This is a genomic window from Campylobacter sp. BCW_6466, from assembly GCF_001762835.1.
Lineage (GTDB): Bacteria > Campylobacterota > Campylobacteria > Campylobacterales > Campylobacteraceae > Campylobacter_D > Campylobacter_D jejuni.
The window spans coordinates 1-20,666 of the sequence record NZ_MJXO01000025.1 but is presented as its reverse complement, the minus strand read 5'-3'; the positions used below and the strand labels follow the sequence as shown (position 1 = coordinate 20,666).

Below are 20,666 nucleotides of genomic sequence, written 5' to 3'. Positions count from 1 at the left end.
TTTTCTGCCTTCAACCTAAATATATTAAAATAATATAAGCAAAATCTGTTCCGTTTTGGGGTGGAGTTATTTTTCTAAATAAATTTTTAAAGCCCTTTCATAGTCTTCTTTAGTATCAATCCCCATGCTTGTTGTTGAAATTTCAAGCATTTTGATTTTTTTACCATTTTCTATAGCTCTTAATTGCTCTAATTTTTCCGCTCTTTCAAGTGCAGAACTTGATAAAGAACAAAATTCCCTTAAAGCTTTGACACTATAAGCATAAATGCCTAAATGTCCTTTAAAACTTTCCTCGTAATTTTCTCTTTCATAAGGGATTTTAGCTCTTGAAAAATACAAGGCATACCCTTCTTTATCGCAAAGCACTTTAACCAGATTAGGATCCATAGCTTCTTCTTGAGTAATTTTTTTATAACAACTCGCCATAAAAGCTTTTTTATCCAAGCAAGAACTTGCAAATTCTTTAAATTTTAATAAATTTTCATATTCTATAAAAGGCTCATCAGCTTGGACATTGATAATAATCTCATCATCTTTTAAAGCTAGTTTCTTACAAGATTCATTAATCCTATCCGTACCACTTTCATGATCTTTGCTTGTTAAAACCGCATTTAGACCATATTCTTTAGCGATACTTAAAACCTTTTCATCGTCTAAAGCTATACAAACTTCATCTACACTACTTACCCTTCTTGCAGTAGCCACAAACATAGGCACTCCACCTATATCACATAAAATTTTCTCATGAAAACGACTTGATTTTAATCTTGCAGGAATAATAATCATTTTTGCATCCAATCTAAAATTTCTTTTTTTATATTTCTGGCTTCAAATACCTTTTCATCGCTATTCTTCAAGTCAAATAAAGCCAAAATTTCATCTTTAACTTGGACATTAAACTCTTTAGCTATAAATTTTAAATCTTCTTTTTCATTCTTAGAATCCCTATCATATAAAGCTTTTATCATACTTGGAGTAAATTTTGTCCATTCTGCTGTAGAAGTAATAATGCTAGGTTTTAAAGGATCAAGCATTTTAAAACAAGTTGCGGTGTGTGGATCGATTAAAATCTTGCTTTGTTTGATAAATTGCATACATTCTTCATCGGTGCAAAAATCCGCCTCAAAATCTTCTTGCAAACTTTGTAATTCTTCTTTTTCAAGTTTAAAATATCTCTCATTTTTTAACAAATTCATCAGTTCTTTAGTTCTTTTATCTTTAAATTTCGCAAACAAAAGTCTTTCGATATTAGATGAAATAAGTATATCCATAGCTGGAGAAATAGTCTTCTTAAGACTTTTTTCACGCAAATCATAAACGCCCTGATTAAAAAATTCACTCAAAATATTATTCGCATTTGAAGCGATTTTGATTTTTGAAATTTTAGCTCCCATTTTTTTAGCATAAAAAGCCCCTAAAGCATTGCCAAAATTTCCACTTGGAACGATGATTTGTACTTCTTCTAAAAACTCATTAAAAAGTTTTAAACTCGCATAATAATGATAAATAATTTGAAATAAAATACGTCCAAAATTTACGGAATTTGCTACGCAAAGCTCATAATTTAAAGCTTTAATTTCATTTTGAAAATCTTTAGAAAAAAGCAATTCTTTTAAAGTGCGTTGCGCTGCGTCAAAATCCTCATCTATGGCAAAAACTTTCAAATTATCCTTATCTAAAGCTCGCATTTGCAACTCTTGAACTCCACTTGTACCACCTTTTGGATACATACAAGCTACTTTAACATTTTTTGCATTTTCAAAGCTTTTTAAAGTTGCAGGTCCGGTATCGCCACTTGTAGCACAGATAATTAAAATATTTTTATCCTTTGAAAATTCACTTAAAAGCACGCCAAAAGGCTGTAAAGCCATATCTTTAAAAGCTCTTGTAGGCCCATGCCAAAGCTCATTAATATAGGTCTTTTCAGAGATTTTTTGCAAAGAAATAGGTGTATTTTTATCATCAAAGCTTTCGTAGCTTTCCAAAGCCTTTTTAAAAAGCTCTTCTTCGCCAAAACCAAAACTTTCTATAAGCTTTAAAGCAAAATCTTTATAAGATAAATTAGCATATTTTTCTCCTTCAAAAATAGGCAAATTTAAAGGCGAATAAAGTCCTCCTTCTGGAGCGTTTGGGTTAATCAAAGCTTCCTTAAAGCTTGATACATTATTTACATTTCTACTCTCGACCAATTTCACTGTTCAAACTCCTTGATATAAGTTTTTATTTTTTCCCTTAATGAATCTTTTAATTCTATATTTAATTCTATAATTTGACATTTAAAACCAAAATCTTTAACTTTAACAAAATCCTTAAAAGTAAGCATTAGTGTATCGCAATTATGTTTTTTTAGCAAATTTTCTAATTCTTCTTTTTTAAACTCATAATGATCTTTAAAAAAATAACAAGCCCTTGCTTTGATAAAATGCTCATACAATCTAAAAGGTTTAGCAATAGCAGTTACCAAAACAGCCTTTGGATTTTCTTTTACAAAAGAATAACGCACAAAATCCCTGCCTTCTAATGCAATAAAATCAGCCCTTTTTTCATAAAATTTCGGCAAACGATAAGCTCCACTTGGTAAGGTAAAATTAAAATAAGGTTTGATTTTACTTTCAAGCAAAATATCAAATTTTTTAATATGAAATTTAGAAAAAGCATCATCAAGTACAACGATTTTAGCTCCCAACTCAAAAGCTTTTTCAATACCTTTTGCCCTATCTTCGCTTACAATCACACCTTTGATATTTTCTTCAAAAGCATACTCCATAGCTTCATCGCCACTTTGTGCTAAAGTGCATAAAATTTCATTTTGATTTTTAACAACAAACAAACCTTTAGATTTTCTTTTATAACCCCTAAGCACTATAAAAACACTATCAAATTCCCTTGCTATAGCTTTGCAAAGCGGGGTTTTTCCATTACCTCCAAAACTTAAATTACCTACACTAATAACAGGCTTTTTAAAAACTATTTTTTTACGAAAAAAAGTATTTAAAATCGCAAAAAAAGCATAAAGCACACTTAAAGGTAAAAGTATAAAAGCAAGGCATTTTTGCCAAAAATTAGGCTTAAAAAAATAATTATCAAGCCAAAGTTCATAATTTTTTTCTTCACTCATTGTTTAAATTTCCAAAATTTCAGGCATTTTTCCCTTAAAAGCATTTTTTTGCATGCGATTTTTTAGCATGGCAATCAAAGAAGGATCAAGCGTTCTTAAAAGTTTTTCGTCATTAGTTTCTAAGGCTTTTAAACCTTCATCGATTTTTGCATAAGAAAAACCCAAATCCGCTTCATCGCTTTGATTTTCCCAAAGATCCGCACTTGGAGCTTTTTTGATGAAATTTTCATGCAAGTTAAGGTATTTTGCTAAGGCATAAATTTCACTTTTATAAAGCGATCCTATAGGATTAAAAGCACAAGCTAAATCCCCATAAATCGTACCATAACCCAAAAGTAATTCGCTTTTATTAGAAGTGCCTATGACTAAAGAATTTTTCAAAGCAGAATAATCATAAAGCAAACTCATTCTAATGCGAGCTGCAAAATTTCCTAACGATACTAGAGTAGTATTTTCACTTTGCTTTATAAAAGCATCTAAAATGCTTTGAATTTCTATGATTTTATATTCAAGATTTAAATCCGCACAAAGCCTTAAAGCATCTTCGAGATTGGCTTTATTTGAAATTTGAGTTGGCATTAAAAGAGCAAAAACATTCTCTTTTAAAGCTCTTTTGCAAAGCGTTGCTACTAAAGCAGAATCAATCCCGCCACTAAGTCCCAAAACCACACCTTGACTTTGAGAATTTTTCACTTTTTCTTGTATAAAATCACACATTTTTTCTGTTATCTTTTGCCAATCCATAAAGCTTGCCTTTTAAAAATTTAATGTATAATTATATTTATTTAAGGCAAATTTTTCATTAAAGAGGCAAAAAATGCAAATTATCAAACAAGCTTGTGGAGCTTATGAGACAAATTGTTATATTTTATTTGGTGAGCATGGAGAAATTATCATTGATCCTGGTTTTGATGCACTAAATTTCATCAAAAAACATGTAAAAAATCCTTTAGCAATTTTAAACACTCACGGACATTACGATCATGTTTGGGATAATGAAAAAGTAAAACAAGCCTATCAAATCCCCATTTATATTCATAAAAATGATGCTTTTATGCTTGAAGATCCTTTTAATCAAGGTTTTATGCCTAGCAAAGCGGATTATTTAATTGATGATGAAAATATCATTTCTATAGGCGGACTTGACTTTAAATTTCACTTTTTACCAGGACATACACCAGGTTGCACTATGATAGAAATTGTAGGTAAAAATATCATGTTTAGTGGAGATTTTTTATTTTATAGAAGCATAGGAAGATGGGATTTTCCTTATTCGGATGCAAATTTAATGAAACAAAGCTTAGAGAAAGTTATGACTTACAAAGAAGATTTTAAACTTTTACCGGGGCATGGGCAAGAAACCACTTTAAAAGAAGAACAAGCCCATTTACCCTCTTGGCTTAGATACTTTTAAGGTATATTAAAATGGAATTAGATCAAATTTTATTATATGCTTTTATTTTTTTAAATCTTTTTGCCCTTTTTGGTTTATTTTTGGGAAATAAAAAGAAAAATCAATTTAACGATAAAAAATTTTATAAAATCTGCCCATGTAAGAAAATGGCAGAAAATGGATCTTTAAGTACGATTTGTATTTATTCAGCTGTGGGAGGATTTTTTTACAGCGTATTATCTATAGGTTTTATAGGTTTTGGCAATTGGACTTTAAATTTTATTTTTTTACTTGCATTATTAAGTGTTTTTTTAGGATGGAAATTAAAACTTGATTGAAAAATATTTTTAAGAAAAATCCATTGATTTTTCTTAATTTTTATTTAAAAGTTGTACCACCATCAACGATGAAAGTATGTCCTGTTACCCAACTTGCTTTACTTGAACAAAGAAAAAGACATGCTCCAGCCAAATCTTCAGGCTGCCCCATGCGATTTAAAGGGCTTAAATTTATAGTAGCCTGTTTTACTTCTTCATAATTTGTAAAAGCTCTTAAAGCATCAGTTTCAATAGGCCCACCACTTACGACATTTACACGGATATTTTTTTCTCCAAGTTCAGTAGCCGCATATCTTGCCATAGCTTCTACAGCAGCTTTTGCTGTACCATGACCTGAATAATTTTCTATATACACTAAATTTCCTGTAGATGAAATAGAAATAATGCTTCCACCCCCTACTTTTTCCATCCTTTTAGCTGATTCTTGAGCTCCTACCACAAAAGCATTTACTGTGGCGGTAAAAATGTTATTAATTCCCTTTGGTTTTAACTTCATAAATTTAGTATAACCACCTACAACCGCACGTCCTGAAATGATAGCATTTGAGATAAAATAATCCACTCTATCAAAATCCACATCAATTTTTTCAAAAAGTTCTTTATAGGTTTCAGGTTCTAAGATATTAAATTCATAAGCTCTAGCTTTGATTTTATAATTTTTCTCCAAATCTTGCACCATTTCATCAGCAATTTGCGCATTAGAATTATAAGTAAAAGCTATATTTGCACCCACTTTAGCAAATTCATAAACTATAGCTTTGCCTATCCCGCGAGTTCCACCGCTGATTACTAAAGTTTTTCCTTGAAATTCTGTATTCATTAAAATCCTTTGATCTTATATTTTTTCATCACTTCTTCAATTTTAGCAAAATTTTCCTTATTTGGAGGACAAAGAGGAAGTCTAAACTCCAAACTTTCTATCAATCCAGCTATATACATAGCCGTTTTAATAGGAATAGGATTACTTTCGCAAAATAAAATTTTATTGATATTATAAAGCTCATCATTGATTTTTTTAGCTTCTTTATAATTTTCATCTAAAGCAAAATGAGTTAAAGCACTAATCATATCGGGCAATAAATTTGAAGTTACTGAAATCACTCCCTTTCCACCATTTGAAAGTATAGGATAATTGATCGCATCTTCCCCTGAAATAAGCATCATTCTAGGTTCATGTGCAAGTAAATCCACGCACTTATCGATATTTCCACTCGCTTCTTTTACTCCATAAATATTTTCACAATCTCTAAAAAGCTTGATAATAGTATCCGTTGAAATTTCACAACCTGTTCTTCCTGGAACATTATATAAAAGCACAGGAATATCTACACTTTGTGCAATAGCCTTATAATGCTCATAAAGTCCTTGTTGCGTAGGTTTATTATAATACGGCGCCACGCTTAAAATCCCATCAGCACCATGCTCTTTAGCAAATTTAGCTAAATCCACTGCCTCATGAGTTGCATTACTTCCCGCACCTGCTAAAACCTTAACTTTAGTTCCTTTGCAAGTCTCAACGGCTATTTCTATGCAAGTTCTATGTTCTTCATGAGTTAAAGTTGCACTTTCTCCTGTTGTTCCTACTGGAACTACTGCATCGATGCCATTTTCTATTTGTCTTTTAATCAATCTTGCATAACTTTGCTCATCAACTTTTCCATTTTTAAACGGTGTAATAAGAGCAGTCATCGCCCCAATGATAATATTTTTATCCATTTGAATCCTTTCTTAGAATTACCGTAGTTGAATTTTCTTGAATAAAATATTTTTTAGCACAAGAAATCAAATCTTTTAATTCCAAATTTTGTATATCTTTCTCATAATTTAACAAAGGATTGATATCTCCTCTTGCTAGATATGAACCATAAATATTTGCCACTGCACTAGCATTGTTAAGTGAGAAAATAAAATCACTTTTAACATTATTTTTTACTCTTTGCAAATCTTTTTGAGAAATTTTACCCATTTTAAGTTTATCAATGATTTTTAAAAGCTCTTTTTCTACTTTTTCTGCATTAACATTGGGGTTACAATTACAAATAAAAATAAATAAATTTTCATCTATACAATCATTAACATAAGCATAATAATCATTGATTAAATTTAATTTATCAATCAAAATTTCACTCATTAAAGAACTTTTCCCACTTCCTAAAAGCTCAGATAAAGCATTTAAAGCAGGTATATCTTTGTGTTTGAAATTTGGAATTTTATAAGCAAGGGCTAATAGTTCAGTATCTGAGTTTTTATGCAAATATATTCTTTTTGCTCCATCTTGCTTAGGCTCTTTTGTGTGAATTTTAGGTATAGTCTTAGTATTTTTAATCTTCTCAAAATGTTTTTTTGAAAGCTCAAAAACTTCTTTACTTTCTATATCGCCACTTACAAGCAAAATCGCATTTTTAGGTTGATAGTAAATGCTGTGAAATTCTTTAATATCTTCAATACTCCAATTTTCTATATCTTTAAAAAAACCTATAGGAGTCCAATGATAAGGATGATACATAAATGCGTGATTAAAAAGTCTAAAATAAAGATATCCCAAAGGGTTATTATCTGTTCTCCATCTACGCTCTTCTAAAACCACTGCTCTTTCAGGCTGAAACTCTTCATCTTTTAAATTTAAATTCGCCATAAGTTCTGCAAAAAGCTCTAAAGCTTTATCTAAATTTTTCTTCGCACATTTAATATAATAATGAGTATAGTCAAAACCTGTGCTTGCATTATCCACACCACCAAAACCCTTAACAATCTCATCAAATTCACCAGCTTTTAAATTTTTAGTACTTTTAAAATTTAAATGTTCTAACATATGAGCTATGCCACTTTTTCCCATAATCTCATTTCTTGAACCCACTTTATAAAAAATATCAACGCTAATCACATTGCTATTTTTATTTACAGGCAAAGCATAAATTTCAAGCTTGTTTTTTAATTGAATTTTTTCATAAGCAATCATTTTAAATTTACCCCAACAGCTTCGCTAATGTGTAAAAAACCATCTTTTCTTAAAAGCTCTATAAGATTTTGATTGATATTTTTTACCAAAGAAGGGCCTTTAAAAATCAAAGCTGTATAAACTTGCACCAAATTAGCCCCATTTTTAATACGCTCATAAGCAATATCAGCACTATCAATCCCTCCACTTGCAATAAGCAAGGTTTTGCCAAAAAGAATTTTAGCTACTTCTTTGAAAAAAATACCACTTTTTTCCGTAATCAGCCTTCCGCTAATACCACCAAAAGTACGATTATTATCTAGCAAGCTATAATCAACACTAGTATTGGCTAATATAAATCCATCTGCACCTTTTTTAATAGCATTTTCACATAAATTTAAAGCATCATCTATTTTCATATCAGGAGCAATTTTTATCAAAATAGGCTTAGAAGTAATTTTTTTGGCTTCTTCAAGCAAGGTATTTAAAAAATCATCATTTTGCAACTCTCTTAAATTTTTAGTATTAGGAGATGAGATATTAACGATAAAATAATCACACAAATCCTTCAAATCTCTAAACAAAGTAAAATAATCCTCCAAGGCTTTGTCATTTGGAGTGATTTTATTTTTCCCTATATTTACCCCTAAAGGCAAAACAAAAGGATAAGTTTTTGCAAGCCTTAAAGCAATCTTTTCAGCACCTTCGTTGTTAAAACCCATAGCATTTTGTATACTTTCTTGTTTTACAAGTCTAAATAGGCGTGGCTTTTCATTGCCTTCTTGAGGTTTTGGGGTAAAAGTTCCCACTTCCAAAAAGCCAAATCCTAAAGCACTCAAAGGTCTTATCATGGTAGCATTTTTATCAAAGCCTCCTGCTAAACCCACAGGATTGTTAAAATCAAGTCCAAGTAAATTTTGCCTTAAACTCTCATCATCAACTATATATTTATGCGCTAAAAAACTTAAAGATCCTGGAAAACTAGCGCTTAAAGTCCTTAAGCTATATTCAACCAAAGCGTGTGCATGCTCAGGGTTTAACTTAAAAAGTAAAGGTTTTATCATTTCATAAGCCATTTTTTAATCCTTTTTGAAATTCTAACTAAAATTAACTAAAGCTAGGCTTTGTTTTTTCTTTGCTTTTAAATTTTTGATACAAAGAACAAGTTTGTAAAAGCTCTTCATCTTTACCTATTGCCAATACCTTGCCCTTATCCAATACTACTATTTTATCTGCATTTTCTATAGTGCTTAAACGATGTGCAACCACTAAAATCAATCTATCTTGTTTTAAATTTTCTATAGTTTTAACTATGGCTTTTTCACTTTCATTATCCAAAGCTGAAGTTGCTTCATCAAAAATAAGCACATCAGGATTTTTGTATAAAGCTCTAGCGATTGCTATTCTTTGTTTTTGCCCTCCACTTAAGTTCTTACCATGTTCTTTCACTTCAGCCCAAATCCCGCCCATTTCTTTAACAAATTCATAGGCATTGGCCAATTTTAAAGCTTGGACGACTTTTTCTTCTTCTAACTCTTCGCTATAAGCAATATTTGCAGCAAAGCTATCATTAAAAAGATAAATATTTTGCGTTACAAGTCCTATTTTAGCATGTAAGCTTTCTATAGTAAAAGTGCTAATATCTTCTTGATTGAGTAAAATTTTACCTTTTTGCTTTTCATAAAAATACATCAAAAGATTAATAATAGAAGATTTACCACCCCCACTTGTCCCTACAAGAGCAAGCATTTGCCCTTTAACAAAATCAAAATTTACGCCTTTTAAAACACTTTTATGCGGGTTTTCATAAGCAAATTCAACATTTTCAAAGCTAATTTTTTCAATGTTTTTTAATTCTTTGCTTCCACCTTTAATTTGAGGTTCTAAATCCAATAAATAAAAAGTTCTTTCACTTGCCGCAATAGCACCTTGAAGCTTTCCATATAAAGACGAAAGACGCTTTAAAGGAGTATATATCGCAAAAAGTGCTGAAACAAAACTGATAAAACTTCCCACACTCATAGAACCATTGATAACCTCTCTACCCCCTACAATAATCACCACAGCAACTCCAACAGAACCCATCATATCCATTAAAGGACTTGTAAGTGCATCAATACGTGCGGATTTTAGGTTTAATTTACATAAAGTATCATTATGCTTGGCAAATTTATCACTTTCTTTTTTTTCATTATCATTAGCTTTGATCAATTCAATATTTGAAAAAATTTCACCCAAATAAGAAAGTAAATCCGAATTTGTCTCTTGTATATTTCTTGCATATTTTTTAAGTTTTTTAGCAAACCACACCAAAGGGAAAATAGCTAAAGGCAAAATCACTAAAGCAAAAAAAGCCAAAGTAGGACTTTGATACAAGACTACCGAAAGCAGTCCTATAGCAGTTAAAAGCTCTCTAAAAAAATCAGGAATAATGTTTGATACTATGCTTTGAAGCGCATTAATATCATTAGTACAACGACTTACAAGCTCTCCACTTCTATAGCGTTTAAAAAAATCCATATCCAAGCGTAAAATATTTTTTAAGACCCTAGCACGCAATACTCTTAACATATCTGTTCCTATAAAAGAAACATAAAAACTTTGCAAATAAGTTCCAAGATTTTTAAAAAAATACATCAATACTAGCAAAAAAGGCACTGTATAAAGTAAAGCTTCATTTTTTTCAACGAAAATATAATTTAAAATAGGCTCTAAAGCATAAAAACTTCCAGCAGTTCCTCCGCTTGCCAAAATCATACCAAAAATAGCTATAGCAAATTGTTTCCAATATCTTTTATAAAAGGGTTTAAAGCGTATTAAAACCTCTTTTAAATTCATCTCATTATGCATTTATTTTCTCCCAAATTGTTCCATTTGGAGTATCTAAAAGAGTGATTTTTTTACTACTTAATTGTTCCCTTATTGCATCAGCTGTGTTAAAATCTTTGTTTTTCTTAGCCTCAATTCTTTCTAAAATTAACTTTTCAATTTCTTCTCGTTCTTCTTTGCTTACACCCCATTGAAAATATAAAGTTGTATCCATAAAACCAAAGCCAAAAATTTTAGCTAGCTCACTTAAAGCTTCTTTGATATTTTGTTTTAAAATTTTATTTTTGCTTTCTTTATCCAACTCTAAATTTGCATTACTTATAAAATCATCCAAAAGAGCTAAGGCTTTAGAAATATTTAAATCATCATTTAAAATCTCTAAAATTTGCTTAGCAATTTCACTTTTTATTTCAATATCATTTAAAACATCAAAATCAGAAATTTCACCTAAATCTAATCTTTTTTTAAGGCGATAAAATTTATCTAAACGTTTTTTAGTATTTTCTAAATCCGATAAAGAATAATTAAAATGAGATCTATAATGAGAACTCAAAAGATAAAATCTTAGAGCCTCGCCCATAAATTCTTTTAAAGCATCTTTTATAAAAAAACTATTATTTAAACTTTTACTCATTTTTTCGCCATCGATTTTTACAAAACCATTGTGAAGCCAAATATTTGCTAATTTTCTCTTACATCCACAACGACATTGCGCAGCTTCATTTTCATGATGAGGAAAAAGCAAATCTATCCCTCCAGCATGTATATCAAGAGTATTTTCAAAAATAGAATCAATCATAGCAACACATTCAGTATGCCAACCTGGACGCCCTTTGCCAAATTCACTTTCGTAAAAATTTTCATCAAATTTCCAAAGCACAAAATCGCTTTCATTTCTTTTTTGCACTTCATTACTTAGACGAGAGATATTTTCTTCTAAATTGCGATTTGATAGGCTTAAATATTTTTCATCTTTACTTGTATCAAAATAAATTCCATCTTCTAGAGTATAAACAAACCCATCCTTAGCAAGCTTTTTAATCAAATCAAGCATAGCTGTTATATAATGCGTTGCACGAGGTTTAAAATCAGGATCTAATACATTTAAAATCCTCATATCCTCTTCATAACTTTTGATATAAAATTCCGTAATTTCCTCTAAAGTTTGACCACTTTGAGCCATTTTTTTCAAAATCTTATCATCAATATCTGTATAATTTCTAGCAAATTTTACCCTATTGCCCTGAGCAAGCAAAACCCTACGCAAAAGATCAAAACAAACACCACTTCTTGCATGTCCTAAATGTGCATCATCATAAACCGTAGGCCCGCATAAGTAAATACTAATATCTTTTTTATCAAGTTTTATTTTCTCTTTTGTTACACTGTCTAATAATCTCATTAAAAAACTCCTTTAAAACTTGTAAAAATTCCTATAAAAAAACTTAAAATATAAGGTTTAATCAAAATAAGTAAGATTGTAAAAACAATCAAAGCAACTATAACCAATAAGCAAATTTTAATAGATATTAAAGCAAAAAATTTCTTAAAACCAAATTCTTTGATATTAGCTCCAAGCAAATAAAAAGCACTAATAGAGCTTGAAAGTGCTACTGCAATAACCTTTAAACTTTCATCTTTAATCAAAAATATAAAAGCCATAGAACATAAAGCACTGATAATTAAAGATTTTAACGCGATACAAGCTGCTATTTTTTGTTTAAATTTTGCATAAAGCCACAAAGAAAAAAGCTTTTGCAAACCAAAAGGTAAAAGCCCTATAAGATAAGCAATCAAAACATAAGCCGTAATCACACTATCTTCGTGAGTGAAATTTCCTCTTTCAAATAAAAGCTTTGAAATTTCCAAAGCAAACACAGAACCTACAATACTAGAAGCAATAAGCAAAATGCTTAAAAGCGCTAATGCTCTTTGCATAAATTTTAAGGCTAAATTTTCTTGACCACTTTTTAAATGTTTTAAAATTTTTGGAAAAGAAACTTGAGTTAGAGCGATAGCAAAAAGTGCAAGGGGGAGTTGGAAGACACGATTTGCATAATAAAGATAAGAAATACTCCCGCTCATTAAAAAACTAGCTATAGTTGTATCAAGCAATGAGCTAAATTGAGTCGCAGAAGAACCTAAAACTCCATGAAAAAAATTGCCATAAAAACCTTGTAATTTCGCCTTGGCTTTTTTAAATTTTATACTTAAAGCCATAGCACGGATTACAGGATTGTTTTTTAAAACAAGCAAATGTAAAATAAGCTGTGCCACCCCACTTAAAACCGTTGCATAAGAAAAATAATAAAGTGTATTTTGCGGTGCATTTTTATCCACAAAAAAAGCAGCTATAACAATACTTAAGTTGAATAATGCCGCAGAAAAAGAGGTAATGAAAAATTTTTGTCTATAATTTAAAATAGCTCCTAAAAAAGTAACTAAAAAAATAAAAAACAAATACCAAAAATTAATCGCTACCAAAGGAGCTGCTAAAGCTATAGTATCTGCGTTAAATCCAAAAGCAAAAAGCTTGGTAAAAAAAGAAGAGAAAAAACTTACCAAAAGACAAAATAAAAAAACTATAAGGCTAAATTGCATCATTACACTAACGCAAAAAGCTCCCTTTTTTTTCGCTTTTACGAAATTAGGCAAAAAGCTTTGTCCAAAAGCCCCTTCTGCAAAAATTCTTCTAAAAAAAGCAGGCATTTTTAAAGCCACAAAAAAAATATCACTATAAAGCCCTGCTCCTAAAAAAAGCGCTATTAAAACATCTCTAGCAAGCCCTAAAATTCTTGAAAATAAAATTCCTAAAGCATTGATAATAAAATTTTTAAATACTAAACTCTTCATTAAATTTTTCATAGATTTCAAAATATAAAGAGAACTATTTTAACTAAAATTGATTAAAAATTGACTATAATTACATTCTTAATTTTTTACAAGGGGAAAGTTTTGACTTTGGATGAAAAAATTATTGCCTATACAGAAAATCTAGCTCGAGAGCTTTTAAGTGTAGCTTCACGAACAAACCTTAACTTAAATGAGCTTGATTTTAATTTATTGGCATTTTCTACACAATATCGTTTTGGAGATTTAGAATGGGAAAAAATCTCTGAAAAAGAATTAACTCTTTTTGATAAAGATGAAATTTTTTTAAAAAATGATCTTCAAATCAAGCAAGAATACAAAATAGAAATTTTCCATGGTATAAACCAAAGCAAAGCATCTCAAGCAGTCAAACTAGTTGCGAATAAAAATTTAACCAAAATAGTTGCTCAAATTGATTTTGCAAATTTAGACTTTCATGAAAAACTAGCACTAGAACTTTTGCAAAATATTTATAAAAAGATGTTGAAACTTAAATTTTTAATAGGTATCCGCATTTTTGATTTTAAGAAAAATTTAATGTCTTTTTGCAATCAACATAAAAACACCCCTTTAAATAAAACTATACAAATCACCGTTGCACAAGGTATTGATCCTATAGAAAGTCAAGATGAATCCCTGATCTTGACCTATAAAGAAAAAACCAAAAACTACACTATCGATGAAAAACGCTCAGGTATTATTGTTGTTGATGAAAATGAAGTTGTTTTAAAACACGCCAAATTTAAACAAGGTAAAGAAGGAAAAGACTTAAATTTACACACCTTAAAAGTTTTAGCCGCAAATGAAAATAAAGTTAAATTTTCTTGTTCTTCGGCTTTTAAACAAGTAGAGCAAGATGGATACACAGAATATATAGCTTTAAAAAAAGGTTATGTAGTACAAGATGGTGAAAAATTTGATATTGCCAATGAACTAGATTTTAATGGGGTAGATTTTAAAAATATAGGGATTATAAGAGCTGGACTAGACAAAAATGTCAAAATCAATATAAAATTTCTTTCAGAAGTAAAAGATGCTGTAAATTCTGGTGTTGGGATAGAATGTGAAGAATTAAATGTAGTCGGAAGCGTAGGAAGCAACACTCAACTTAATGCCACCAAAATGAAAATTGAAGGCACTACACACTCTAAAGCCAAAATTCAAGCCAAACAAGCCTATATAAAAACTCATAGAGGATTTGCGGAAGCCGAAATTTTAAATATAGATTTGCTCGAAGGTGGAACAATCAAAGCCAAAGAAGTGAGAATTAAAAAAAGTTTAGGCGGAAATATACAAGCTGATAAAATCTATATAGAAAATTTAGAAAGTAATAATTCTTGTGTGTTTTTTGAAAACACCACAATAGAACGCATTAACGGGGATAACAATAAATTTCATGCTAAAATTAAAACTCTTGATAAAAATTATGATGAAGAATTTGCGATTTTAGGAGAGCAAATTTCTAAGTTAAATCATAAAATAAATAAAATAAGACAATACATTTTATCAAGTAAAAATGGAATTTTAAGCGTTGAAAAAAAGATAACAGAACTTAAAAATCAAGGTCAAAATGTTCCTGTACAATACGAAAAAGCCCTAAAAGATTTCTCTTTACAAAATCTTGAATTAAATAAACTACAAAATGAAGAAAAAGAACTTCTTGAACGCAAAAAATCTTTACAATTAGAATTAATCAATTTACAAAAAATGCTTTTTGAAGCAACTTTTATAAATAAAAGTGGCAAATGGACTGATATGAATGAGATCAAATTTTCACTTCTAGAGCCTAAAGAAGATATTTTTTACTCTTCATTTGTTAATGAAAGTGCTAAATTTATAGGCATTAAAAAAGTCATACAAAACAACCAAGAAAGTATAGAAATACATAAAAAATTAGATTATGAAGAAAAGGATATAGCATGGTTGTCGGCATCGAAGGAATAATCACAAAAAAAGAACCTACTTTTATCATTGTTAAATGCGCTAGTGGTTTAAGCTATGGGATATTTATTTCGCTTTTTTGTTCTGCTAAAATTCAAACTCAAGAAAAGCATGAGTTTTTTATTACTCAAATCATCAAAGAAGATTCTAATAAATTTTATGGTTTCTTGGATAAGGACGAGCAAAAAATGTTTGAAATGCTTTTAAAAGTCAATGGAGTGGGTGCAAATACTGCTATGACAGTATGCTCTAGTCTTGATGTAAATTCTTTTTACAGAGCATTAAGTTTAGGCGATGAAAGCGCGCTTAAAAAAGTACCTGGCATAGGTCCAAAAAGTGCAAAACGCATTATAGTAGAACTTTCTGACACAAAAACCAAACTTGAAAATGTAAGCGATGATAAAAGCGAAGCCTTAGCCGCACTTCTTACTCTAGGCTTTAAACAAGAAAAAATCATAAGTGTTTTAGCAAGTGCTCAAGCAACAAGCACAAGCGAACTCATCAAAGAAGCTCTTAAAAAACTAGGATAAAGGAATAAAATGAAATTTGCAATACTTTTTGGCGGAAATTCTTATGAACATGAGATCAGTATAGTAAGTGCTGTGGTACTTAAAAAAGTTATCAATCAAAATTTAGAATTTATTTTTTGCGATGAAAAAAGAAGGTTTTATCATATCCCAAGTGAAAAAATAAATTCTAAAACTTTTAGCACCAAAGCTTATAAAAAAGAAAAAGAACTCTTCATCAAACAAGGAGGTTTTTTTAGCAAAGGTTTTTTAAAAGAAAATAAACTAGAGTGCGAATGCGTGATCAATCTTATCCATGGTAGAGATGGAGAAGATGGAAAAATTGCAGCTTTATTTGAGTTTTATTCTATTAAATTTATAGGACCTAGGCTTGAAGCTAGTGTATTATCTTTTAACAAAGAACTTACCAAACTTTATGCCAAAAGCGTTGGAGTAAAAACACTTGATTATACCATGCTAAGAAAAAATCAAAACTCTAAAGAAAAGCTTAGTTTTCCTTGCATTATCAAACCTGCAAGACTTGGAAGTAGTATAGGTATTAGCATAGTAAAAGATGAAAAAGATTTAGAATACGCCAAAGATGTAGGTTTTGAATTTGATAATGATCTTGTAGTAGAAGAATTTAAAAACAATATCAAAGAATACAATCTTGCAGGATGCATGATCAATGATGAGTTTGTTTTTTCTATCATAGAAGAGCCAAAGAAAAAAGAATTTTTAGACTTTGAACAAAAATATCTTAGCTTTTCAGGACACAATGAGCTTATAGAAGCAGATTTAAGCGAAGAATTAAAAGAAAAACTCAAAGATAGCTTTAAAAAGATTTACAATCCTTTGTTTAAAGGTGCTTTAATACGCTGCGATTTTTTTATACTGGATAATGAAGTATATTTAAATGAAATCAACCCAAATCCTGGTTCTTTGGCTAATTATCTTTTTAAAGATTTTAATACCACTTTAAACGCTTTAGCTGATCAAATTTCACTTGAAAAAATGATAAAAATCAACTACAACTTCCTTCACTCCATCAACGGACAAAAAGGAAAATTATAAGCTTTTAAGTCAAAATACGCTAAATTATACATAAAATTTAGCGTATTTTAGGAAGAAAAATGCTCTCTTTTAAACAAGATGAAATTTACACTGCCACCGAGGTGGTAAGAAATTTTAGCCCCATTATGGAAAAACTTAAAAAAAGTGAAAGTGGAAAAATAGTTATTTTAAAAAATAACAAATTTGAAGCTGTAATGCTTAACATGAAAGAATTTGAACGCTTACAAAACGCCATGCAACTTTTAGAAAATATCTACAAAAATCAAAAGGCTTAAAATGGCTCAAACTCAACTTTTTTATAAAAACAAAACTTATCAAATTTCTTATGAAATTTTAGGTGATCTTTCCTTACCGCAAATACTTATCTTACACGGCTGGGGAGCTAATAAAGAACTTATGAAGCAAAGTTTTTGTCCTTTTTTAAAAGATTTTTGTCAAATTTATATGGATTTAGCAGGTTTTGGAAATTCAAGCGTGGAAGAAATTTTAAACACTCAAGATTATGCCAATATTACAGAACTTTTTTTAAAACAAAAAAAACTCAATATCTGTTTTTTCATGGGGCATTCTTTTGGCGGAAAAGTAAGCACCCTACTCGCAAAAGAAAAAGACATCCTAATCTTACTTTCAAGTGCGGGAATTTTGGCTAAAAAATCCCTAAAAGTGCGTTTTAAAATCCGTATTTTTAAAATTTTAAAACTCTTTGGTTTGGGAAAATTTTATCGCTATTTTGCTAGTAAAGATGGAGCAAATCTTAGTCCTATGATGTATGAAACCTTTAAAAAGGTTGTTGATGAGGATTTTAGTGAAATTTTTGCCAAGCAAAAGGCTAAAAGTTTGATTTTTTGGGGAAAAAGCGATGAAGCTACGCCTTTATATTGTGGCGAGAAAATGCATCAATTTTTAAAAAATAGCACTTTTTATCCTTTAGAGGGGGATCATTTTTTCTTTTTAAAACATTCTGCTTTCATAGCTCAAAAAATTAAGGAAATTTAAATGCTTATCAATACTCTTTATTTTATCAATTCTTTATTTTTTAATTTTTGTATAGCTTTTTATCTTATGAGTGCTTTACAATGGTATTCTTATAAATTTAAGCGCGTGTTTTTTCATTATCATAAACCTTTGTGGCATTTGTATTTTTTATTTATTCCTTATTTTTTATTCTTAGCTTTTCCTTTATACTCTTTGGCATATTTTGCATTGATCCATACTCCGATTTTGTATTTTTGGAACAAAGGTATAGATAAAAAGCTTGTTTTTACAAGCAAGGTCAAATGGTTTTTTGTTTTTGTTTTTGCTTATAATGCTATTTTTGCTATCCTTGCTTTGCGTTTTTCTTTTCTTTTTAATCTTTTTAGTCTTCCTTTTGCTTTATTTAGTCTTAAAATTTATGAGTTTTTTACAAATTTATATTATAAAAAACAAGCCAAAGCCAAACTAAGAGCCAATGAAAATTTAAAAATCATACTCATTACCGCAAGTTTTGGAAAAACAAGTATTAAAAATTTTCTATACGAACTTTTAAAAGATAACTTTAAAAGCTACAAAACACCACGCTCTGTCAATACCTTGCTAGGTATAATTGCTGATATCAATACCAATTTAAGCCAAGATACTCAAATTTACATAGCTGAAGCAGGTGCTAGACTTAAAGGCGATATTGATGAAATCACTCGTTTTTTACAACCTCACATCAGCATAGTAGGAGAGATAGGCAATGCACATTTAGAGTATTTTAAAAGTGTTGAAAATATCCGCTCAACCAAACTTGAAGCCTTAAATTCCAAAAGATTAGAAAAGGCTTTTTTACACTCTAGCACCCAAAAAGAAGAAGATAAACTCATCAGCCTTTATGATGATAAATTAAATCTTATTCATTCAAGTCTTGAAGGTTTAGAATTTAAAGTCGATATAGAAAATAAATCCTATGATTTTAAAAGTCAAATTTTAGGGGATTTTAACGCGCAAAATCTTTGTGTTTGTATACTTTGTGCTCATTATCTTGGTATAAAACTAGAAAAAATTCAAAAGCAAGTTTTAAATATAAACTCCGTAGAACATCGCTTGCAAGTGCTTTCAAGAGAGCCTAAATTTATCATAGATGATGGTTTTAATGGAAATTTTAAAGGTATGAGCACAAGCTATGAACTTTGTAAAAGCTATAAAGGACGCAAAGTTTTAGTAAGTCCTGGTATAGTAGAAGTAAGCGAAGAAGAAAATATAAAACTTGCTAAAATCATCAATGAGTGTTTTGATCTTGCTATCATTAGCGCACAAATCAATGCTGAAATTTTCAAAAAAGAGTTAAAAATAAAAACCATTATACTTAAAGAAAAAAGCCAGCTAGTTCAAACTCTAGCTAAAGAAACAAAAAACGGAGATTTAATACTCTTTTCAAACGATGCGCCTAGTTTTATGTGATTCGTATAAGTATTTGCAAATGTCATCATTTTCAATTTGACTTCGTGCAAATACTTCCTAAACCCTAGTTTGTCCTATAAGATTATTTAATCTATCCATTATAGATCCAACATAAGAATTGATACTTTCACTGCTTGCTTTCCAACCATTAGCTTTTGCTTGATTAAACTGATTATCAAACCAAGCTCCACCATAGCCTATGCTTGTATTTTGCCAAGCAACTCCTTTTTCCATTGCATAAATACCTGCATCAAGCCAACCATCTTGTGCATAGCCTTTTAATAAACTTGCAAAATCAACTTTACCTGTCATAATGTCATCGAAATCTACATTAGAGTATTTTGGAATACTTTGTTTGGCAACATTAAGATTATAATTCATTGCTTGCGGTGCAATAGTTGTATTTTTTCCTGCAACCATATAACCACCTTCTGATTTTAAAAAGCTCATAAACAAAGCTTCTTTAGAATAACTTCCATCTTCATTTTGTGGATAAACTGACATATCAGGATTAAATCCACCTTCCATTAAAGCTCCTTGTGATAAACTTTGAGTTGATATATTTAATTTTTGCGGATAAAAATCAATACCCATCATTCCCATTTGTATTGCTTGAGCTTCATGAAATTCATCATCTGTTTTAAAAACATTAGTTACTTTTGTGTTAGAATGATTAACTAGTCCTAATGCATTATAAGGATTGGATTGATCTGAAAAATCTAAACCTTTATAGCCAACAGAAATATAACCCTTGGGCATAGAATTTATATCCGCTTCAGTGAAACTTGTTTTATTGGTATCGTTAAAAGTATGATTAACAATTTGATTAAATTGATTATAGTATTGTTTTATGGTATCAGCCATATCGATATTGGTAAAATAGCGAGAAATTCCTAGCTGTTCTTTTATGTCTTGATATTGTGCTTCATTAAAGTTATATATCTCATCCAAAGTAGATTTATGTATCTTAAAATCTTCAGGAAGTCCTGCAGCTTTGTTAAAATCTTCTCCCATATAACCATCTTTATCTACACTATAACCATAGGCTGTATTAGTAGAAGTATTACTTATATCTGCTTGTTTGTATTTTAGAGTATAAATAGAGTTTTTAAATTCACTTGATATATCATAATTAGGAGAATTTGTCTTACTACTTATACTAAAATTAGTATTATTGCTAGTATTTGTTGTATTAGTAGAATTTAATACTTCACTTCTTGCTAGAGTTTGTGAA

The 20,666-nt window shown here is 29.8% G+C and carries 20 protein-coding genes; 8 read left to right on the top strand and 12 right to left on the bottom strand.

The features are described from left to right. Positions 1–66: 66 nt before the first annotated feature. Genes kdsB through AJ887_RS01650 form a run of 4 tightly spaced genes read right to left on the bottom strand, consistent with a single transcriptional unit; the run spans position 67 to position 3,862 of the window. Positions 67–786, bottom strand: a complete 720-nt coding sequence (gene kdsB / locus AJ887_RS01665; protein ID WP_070284739.1) for a 3-deoxy-manno-octulosonate cytidylyltransferase — start codon at positions 784–786, stop codon at positions 67–69. Next, positions 783–2,195, bottom strand: a complete 1,413-nt coding sequence (gene thrC / locus AJ887_RS01660) for a threonine synthase (protein WP_070284737.1) — start codon at positions 2,193–2,195, stop codon at positions 783–785. Before thrC ends, kdsB begins: the two co-directional genes overlap by 4 nt. Beyond that, positions 2,192–3,118 (bottom strand): tetraacyldisaccharide 4'-kinase, encoded by a 927-nt coding sequence (locus tag AJ887_RS01655; protein ID WP_070284735.1) that lies wholly within the window; start codon positions 3,116–3,118, stop codon positions 2,192–2,194. Before AJ887_RS01655 ends, thrC begins: the two co-directional genes overlap by 4 nt. A 3-nt stretch (positions 3,119–3,121) precedes the next feature. Beyond that, positions 3,122–3,862, bottom strand: a complete 741-nt coding sequence (locus tag AJ887_RS01650) for an NAD+ synthase (RefSeq protein WP_002857155.1) — start codon at positions 3,860–3,862, stop codon at positions 3,122–3,124. Positions 3,863–3,935: 73 nt separating this feature from the next. Here AJ887_RS01650 and AJ887_RS01645 point away from each other — a divergent pair, with 73 nt between their 5' ends. Further along, positions 3,936–4,532 carry an MBL fold metallo-hydrolase gene (locus AJ887_RS01645; protein WP_070284734.1) on the top strand — a complete coding sequence of 199 codons (597 nt, stop codon included), beginning with the start codon at positions 3,936–3,938 and terminating at the stop codon, positions 4,530–4,532. 11 nt (positions 4,533–4,543) lie between these two features. Beyond that, positions 4,544–4,849, top strand: coding sequence for a hypothetical protein (locus tag AJ887_RS01640; RefSeq protein ID WP_002867958.1), 306 nt, complete (start codon positions 4,544–4,546; stop codon positions 4,847–4,849). A gap of 40 nt (positions 4,850–4,889) precedes the next feature. Here the strand turns inward: AJ887_RS01640 and AJ887_RS01635 are convergent, their stop codons facing one another. The 7 genes from AJ887_RS01635 to murJ are packed head-to-tail and all read right to left on the bottom strand — an operon-like array spanning position 4,890 to position 13,469. Beyond that, positions 4,890–5,669, bottom strand: a complete 780-nt coding sequence (locus AJ887_RS01635) for an enoyl-ACP reductase (RefSeq protein ID WP_070240479.1) — start codon at positions 5,667–5,669, stop codon at positions 4,890–4,892. Beyond that, the gene (gene dapA / locus AJ887_RS01630; RefSeq protein ID WP_070275152.1) at positions 5,669–6,565 is read right to left on the bottom strand and encodes a 4-hydroxy-tetrahydrodipicolinate synthase; all 897 of its coding nucleotides are present in this window, start codon (positions 6,563–6,565) and stop codon (positions 5,669–5,671) included. The genes AJ887_RS01635 and dapA overlap by 1 nt, the downstream gene beginning before the upstream one ends. Further along, entirely contained in the window at positions 6,558–7,808 is a 1,251-nt protein-coding gene (locus AJ887_RS01625) for a M16 family metallopeptidase (protein WP_070275153.1), read from the bottom strand. The genes dapA and AJ887_RS01625 overlap by 8 nt, the downstream gene beginning before the upstream one ends. Next, positions 7,805–8,863: a quinone-dependent dihydroorotate dehydrogenase gene (locus AJ887_RS01620; protein ID WP_070276060.1), complete on the bottom strand. Its 1,059-nt coding sequence runs from the start codon at positions 8,861–8,863 to the stop codon at positions 7,805–7,807. The genes AJ887_RS01625 and AJ887_RS01620 overlap by 4 nt, the downstream gene beginning before the upstream one ends. Before the next feature lie 31 nt (positions 8,864–8,894). Next, on the bottom strand, positions 8,895–10,637 hold the full coding sequence (locus tag AJ887_RS01615) for an ABC transporter ATP-binding protein (protein ID WP_070276061.1): 1,743 nt from the start codon (positions 10,635–10,637) through the stop codon (positions 8,895–8,897). Beyond that, positions 10,630–12,018, bottom strand: a complete 1,389-nt coding sequence (cysS, locus tag AJ887_RS01610; protein ID WP_070276062.1) for a cysteine--tRNA ligase — start codon at positions 12,016–12,018, stop codon at positions 10,630–10,632. The genes AJ887_RS01615 and cysS overlap by 8 nt, the downstream gene beginning before the upstream one ends. After that, positions 12,018–13,469, bottom strand: a complete 1,452-nt coding sequence (gene murJ / locus AJ887_RS01605; protein WP_044779412.1) for a murein biosynthesis integral membrane protein MurJ — start codon at positions 13,467–13,469, stop codon at positions 12,018–12,020. Before murJ ends, cysS begins: the two co-directional genes overlap by 1 nt. Positions 13,470–13,571: 102 nt before the next feature. Between murJ and AJ887_RS01600 the strand changes: the two genes are divergently transcribed. The 6 genes from AJ887_RS01600 to AJ887_RS01575 are packed head-to-tail and all read left to right on the top strand — an operon-like array spanning position 13,572 to position 19,432. Next, positions 13,572–15,431 carry a flagellar assembly protein A gene (locus AJ887_RS01600; RefSeq protein ID WP_070284733.1) on the top strand — a complete coding sequence of 620 codons (1,860 nt, stop codon included), beginning with the start codon at positions 13,572–13,574 and terminating at the stop codon, positions 15,429–15,431. Continuing rightward, on the top strand, positions 15,407–15,958 hold the full coding sequence (gene ruvA, locus AJ887_RS01595) for a Holliday junction branch migration protein RuvA (RefSeq protein WP_070276065.1): 552 nt from the start codon (positions 15,407–15,409) through the stop codon (positions 15,956–15,958). The genes AJ887_RS01600 and ruvA overlap by 25 nt, the downstream gene beginning before the upstream one ends. Positions 15,959–15,967: 9 nt before the next feature. Then, a complete protein-coding gene (locus AJ887_RS01590; RefSeq protein WP_002881138.1) occupies positions 15,968–17,008 on the top strand; it encodes a D-alanine--D-alanine ligase in 1,041 nt (346 codons plus the stop codon). A gap of 59 nt (positions 17,009–17,067) precedes the next feature. Further along, positions 17,068–17,283: a type II toxin-antitoxin system Phd/YefM family antitoxin gene (locus AJ887_RS01585; RefSeq protein ID WP_002934936.1), complete on the top strand. Its 216-nt coding sequence runs from the start codon at positions 17,068–17,070 to the stop codon at positions 17,281–17,283. Between the two features lies 1 nt (position 17,284). Next, on the top strand, positions 17,285–18,004 hold the full coding sequence (locus AJ887_RS01580) for an alpha/beta fold hydrolase (protein ID WP_070276066.1): 720 nt from the start codon (positions 17,285–17,287) through the stop codon (positions 18,002–18,004). Further along, entirely contained in the window at positions 18,005–19,432 is a 1,428-nt protein-coding gene (locus tag AJ887_RS01575; RefSeq protein ID WP_070276067.1) for a Mur ligase family protein, read from the top strand. Between the two features lie 57 nt (positions 19,433–19,489). Here the strand turns inward: AJ887_RS01575 and AJ887_RS01570 are convergent. Beyond that, positions 19,490–20,666 (bottom strand): Cj0814 family flagellar-dependent secreted protein (locus AJ887_RS01570; protein WP_070284731.1); only part of this gene is annotated, 1,177 nt, incomplete at its 5' end.

Excerpts from the sequence above, each read along its gene's own strand:
- kdsB (WP_070284739.1), bottom strand. The coding sequence starts at position 786 with ATGATTATTATTCCTGCAAGATTAAAATCAAGTCGTTTTCATGAGAAA.
- AJ887_RS01655 (WP_070284735.1), bottom strand. The coding sequence starts at position 3,118 with ATGAGTGAAGAAAAAAATTATGAACTTTGGCTTGATAATTATTTTTTT.
- AJ887_RS01650 (WP_002857155.1), bottom strand. The coding sequence starts at position 3,862 with ATGGATTGGCAAAAGATAACAGAAAAAATGTGTGATTTTATACAAGAA.
- AJ887_RS01645 (WP_070284734.1), top strand. The coding sequence starts at position 3,936 with ATGCAAATTATCAAACAAGCTTGTGGAGCTTATGAGACAAATTGTTAT.
- AJ887_RS01640 (WP_002867958.1), top strand. The coding sequence starts at position 4,544 with ATGGAATTAGATCAAATTTTATTATATGCTTTTATTTTTTTAAATCTT.
- AJ887_RS01635 (WP_070240479.1), bottom strand. The coding sequence starts at position 5,669 with ATGAATACAGAATTTCAAGGAAAAACTTTAGTAATCAGCGGTGGAACT.
- dapA (WP_070275152.1), bottom strand. The coding sequence starts at position 6,565 with ATGGATAAAAATATTATCATTGGGGCGATGACTGCTCTTATTACACCG.
- AJ887_RS01625 (WP_070275153.1), bottom strand. The coding sequence starts at position 7,808 with ATGATTGCTTATGAAAAAATTCAATTAAAAAACAAGCTTGAAATTTAT.
- AJ887_RS01620 (WP_070276060.1), bottom strand. The coding sequence starts at position 8,863 with ATGGCTTATGAAATGATAAAACCTTTACTTTTTAAGTTAAACCCTGAG.
- AJ887_RS01615 (WP_070276061.1), bottom strand. The coding sequence starts at position 10,637 with ATGCATAATGAGATGAATTTAAAAGAGGTTTTAATACGCTTTAAACCC.
- cysS (WP_070276062.1), bottom strand. The coding sequence starts at position 12,018 with ATGAGATTATTAGACAGTGTAACAAAAGAGAAAATAAAACTTGATAAA.
- murJ (WP_044779412.1), bottom strand. The coding sequence starts at position 13,469 with ATGAAGAGTTTAGTATTTAAAAATTTTATTATCAATGCTTTAGGAATT.
- ruvA (WP_070276065.1), top strand. The coding sequence starts at position 15,407 with ATGGTTGTCGGCATCGAAGGAATAATCACAAAAAAAGAACCTACTTTT.
- AJ887_RS01590 (WP_002881138.1), top strand. The coding sequence starts at position 15,968 with ATGAAATTTGCAATACTTTTTGGCGGAAATTCTTATGAACATGAGATC.
- AJ887_RS01585 (WP_002934936.1), top strand. The coding sequence starts at position 17,068 with ATGCTCTCTTTTAAACAAGATGAAATTTACACTGCCACCGAGGTGGTA.
- AJ887_RS01580 (WP_070276066.1), top strand. The coding sequence starts at position 17,285 with ATGGCTCAAACTCAACTTTTTTATAAAAACAAAACTTATCAAATTTCT.
- AJ887_RS01575 (WP_070276067.1), top strand. The coding sequence starts at position 18,005 with ATGCTTATCAATACTCTTTATTTTATCAATTCTTTATTTTTTAATTTT.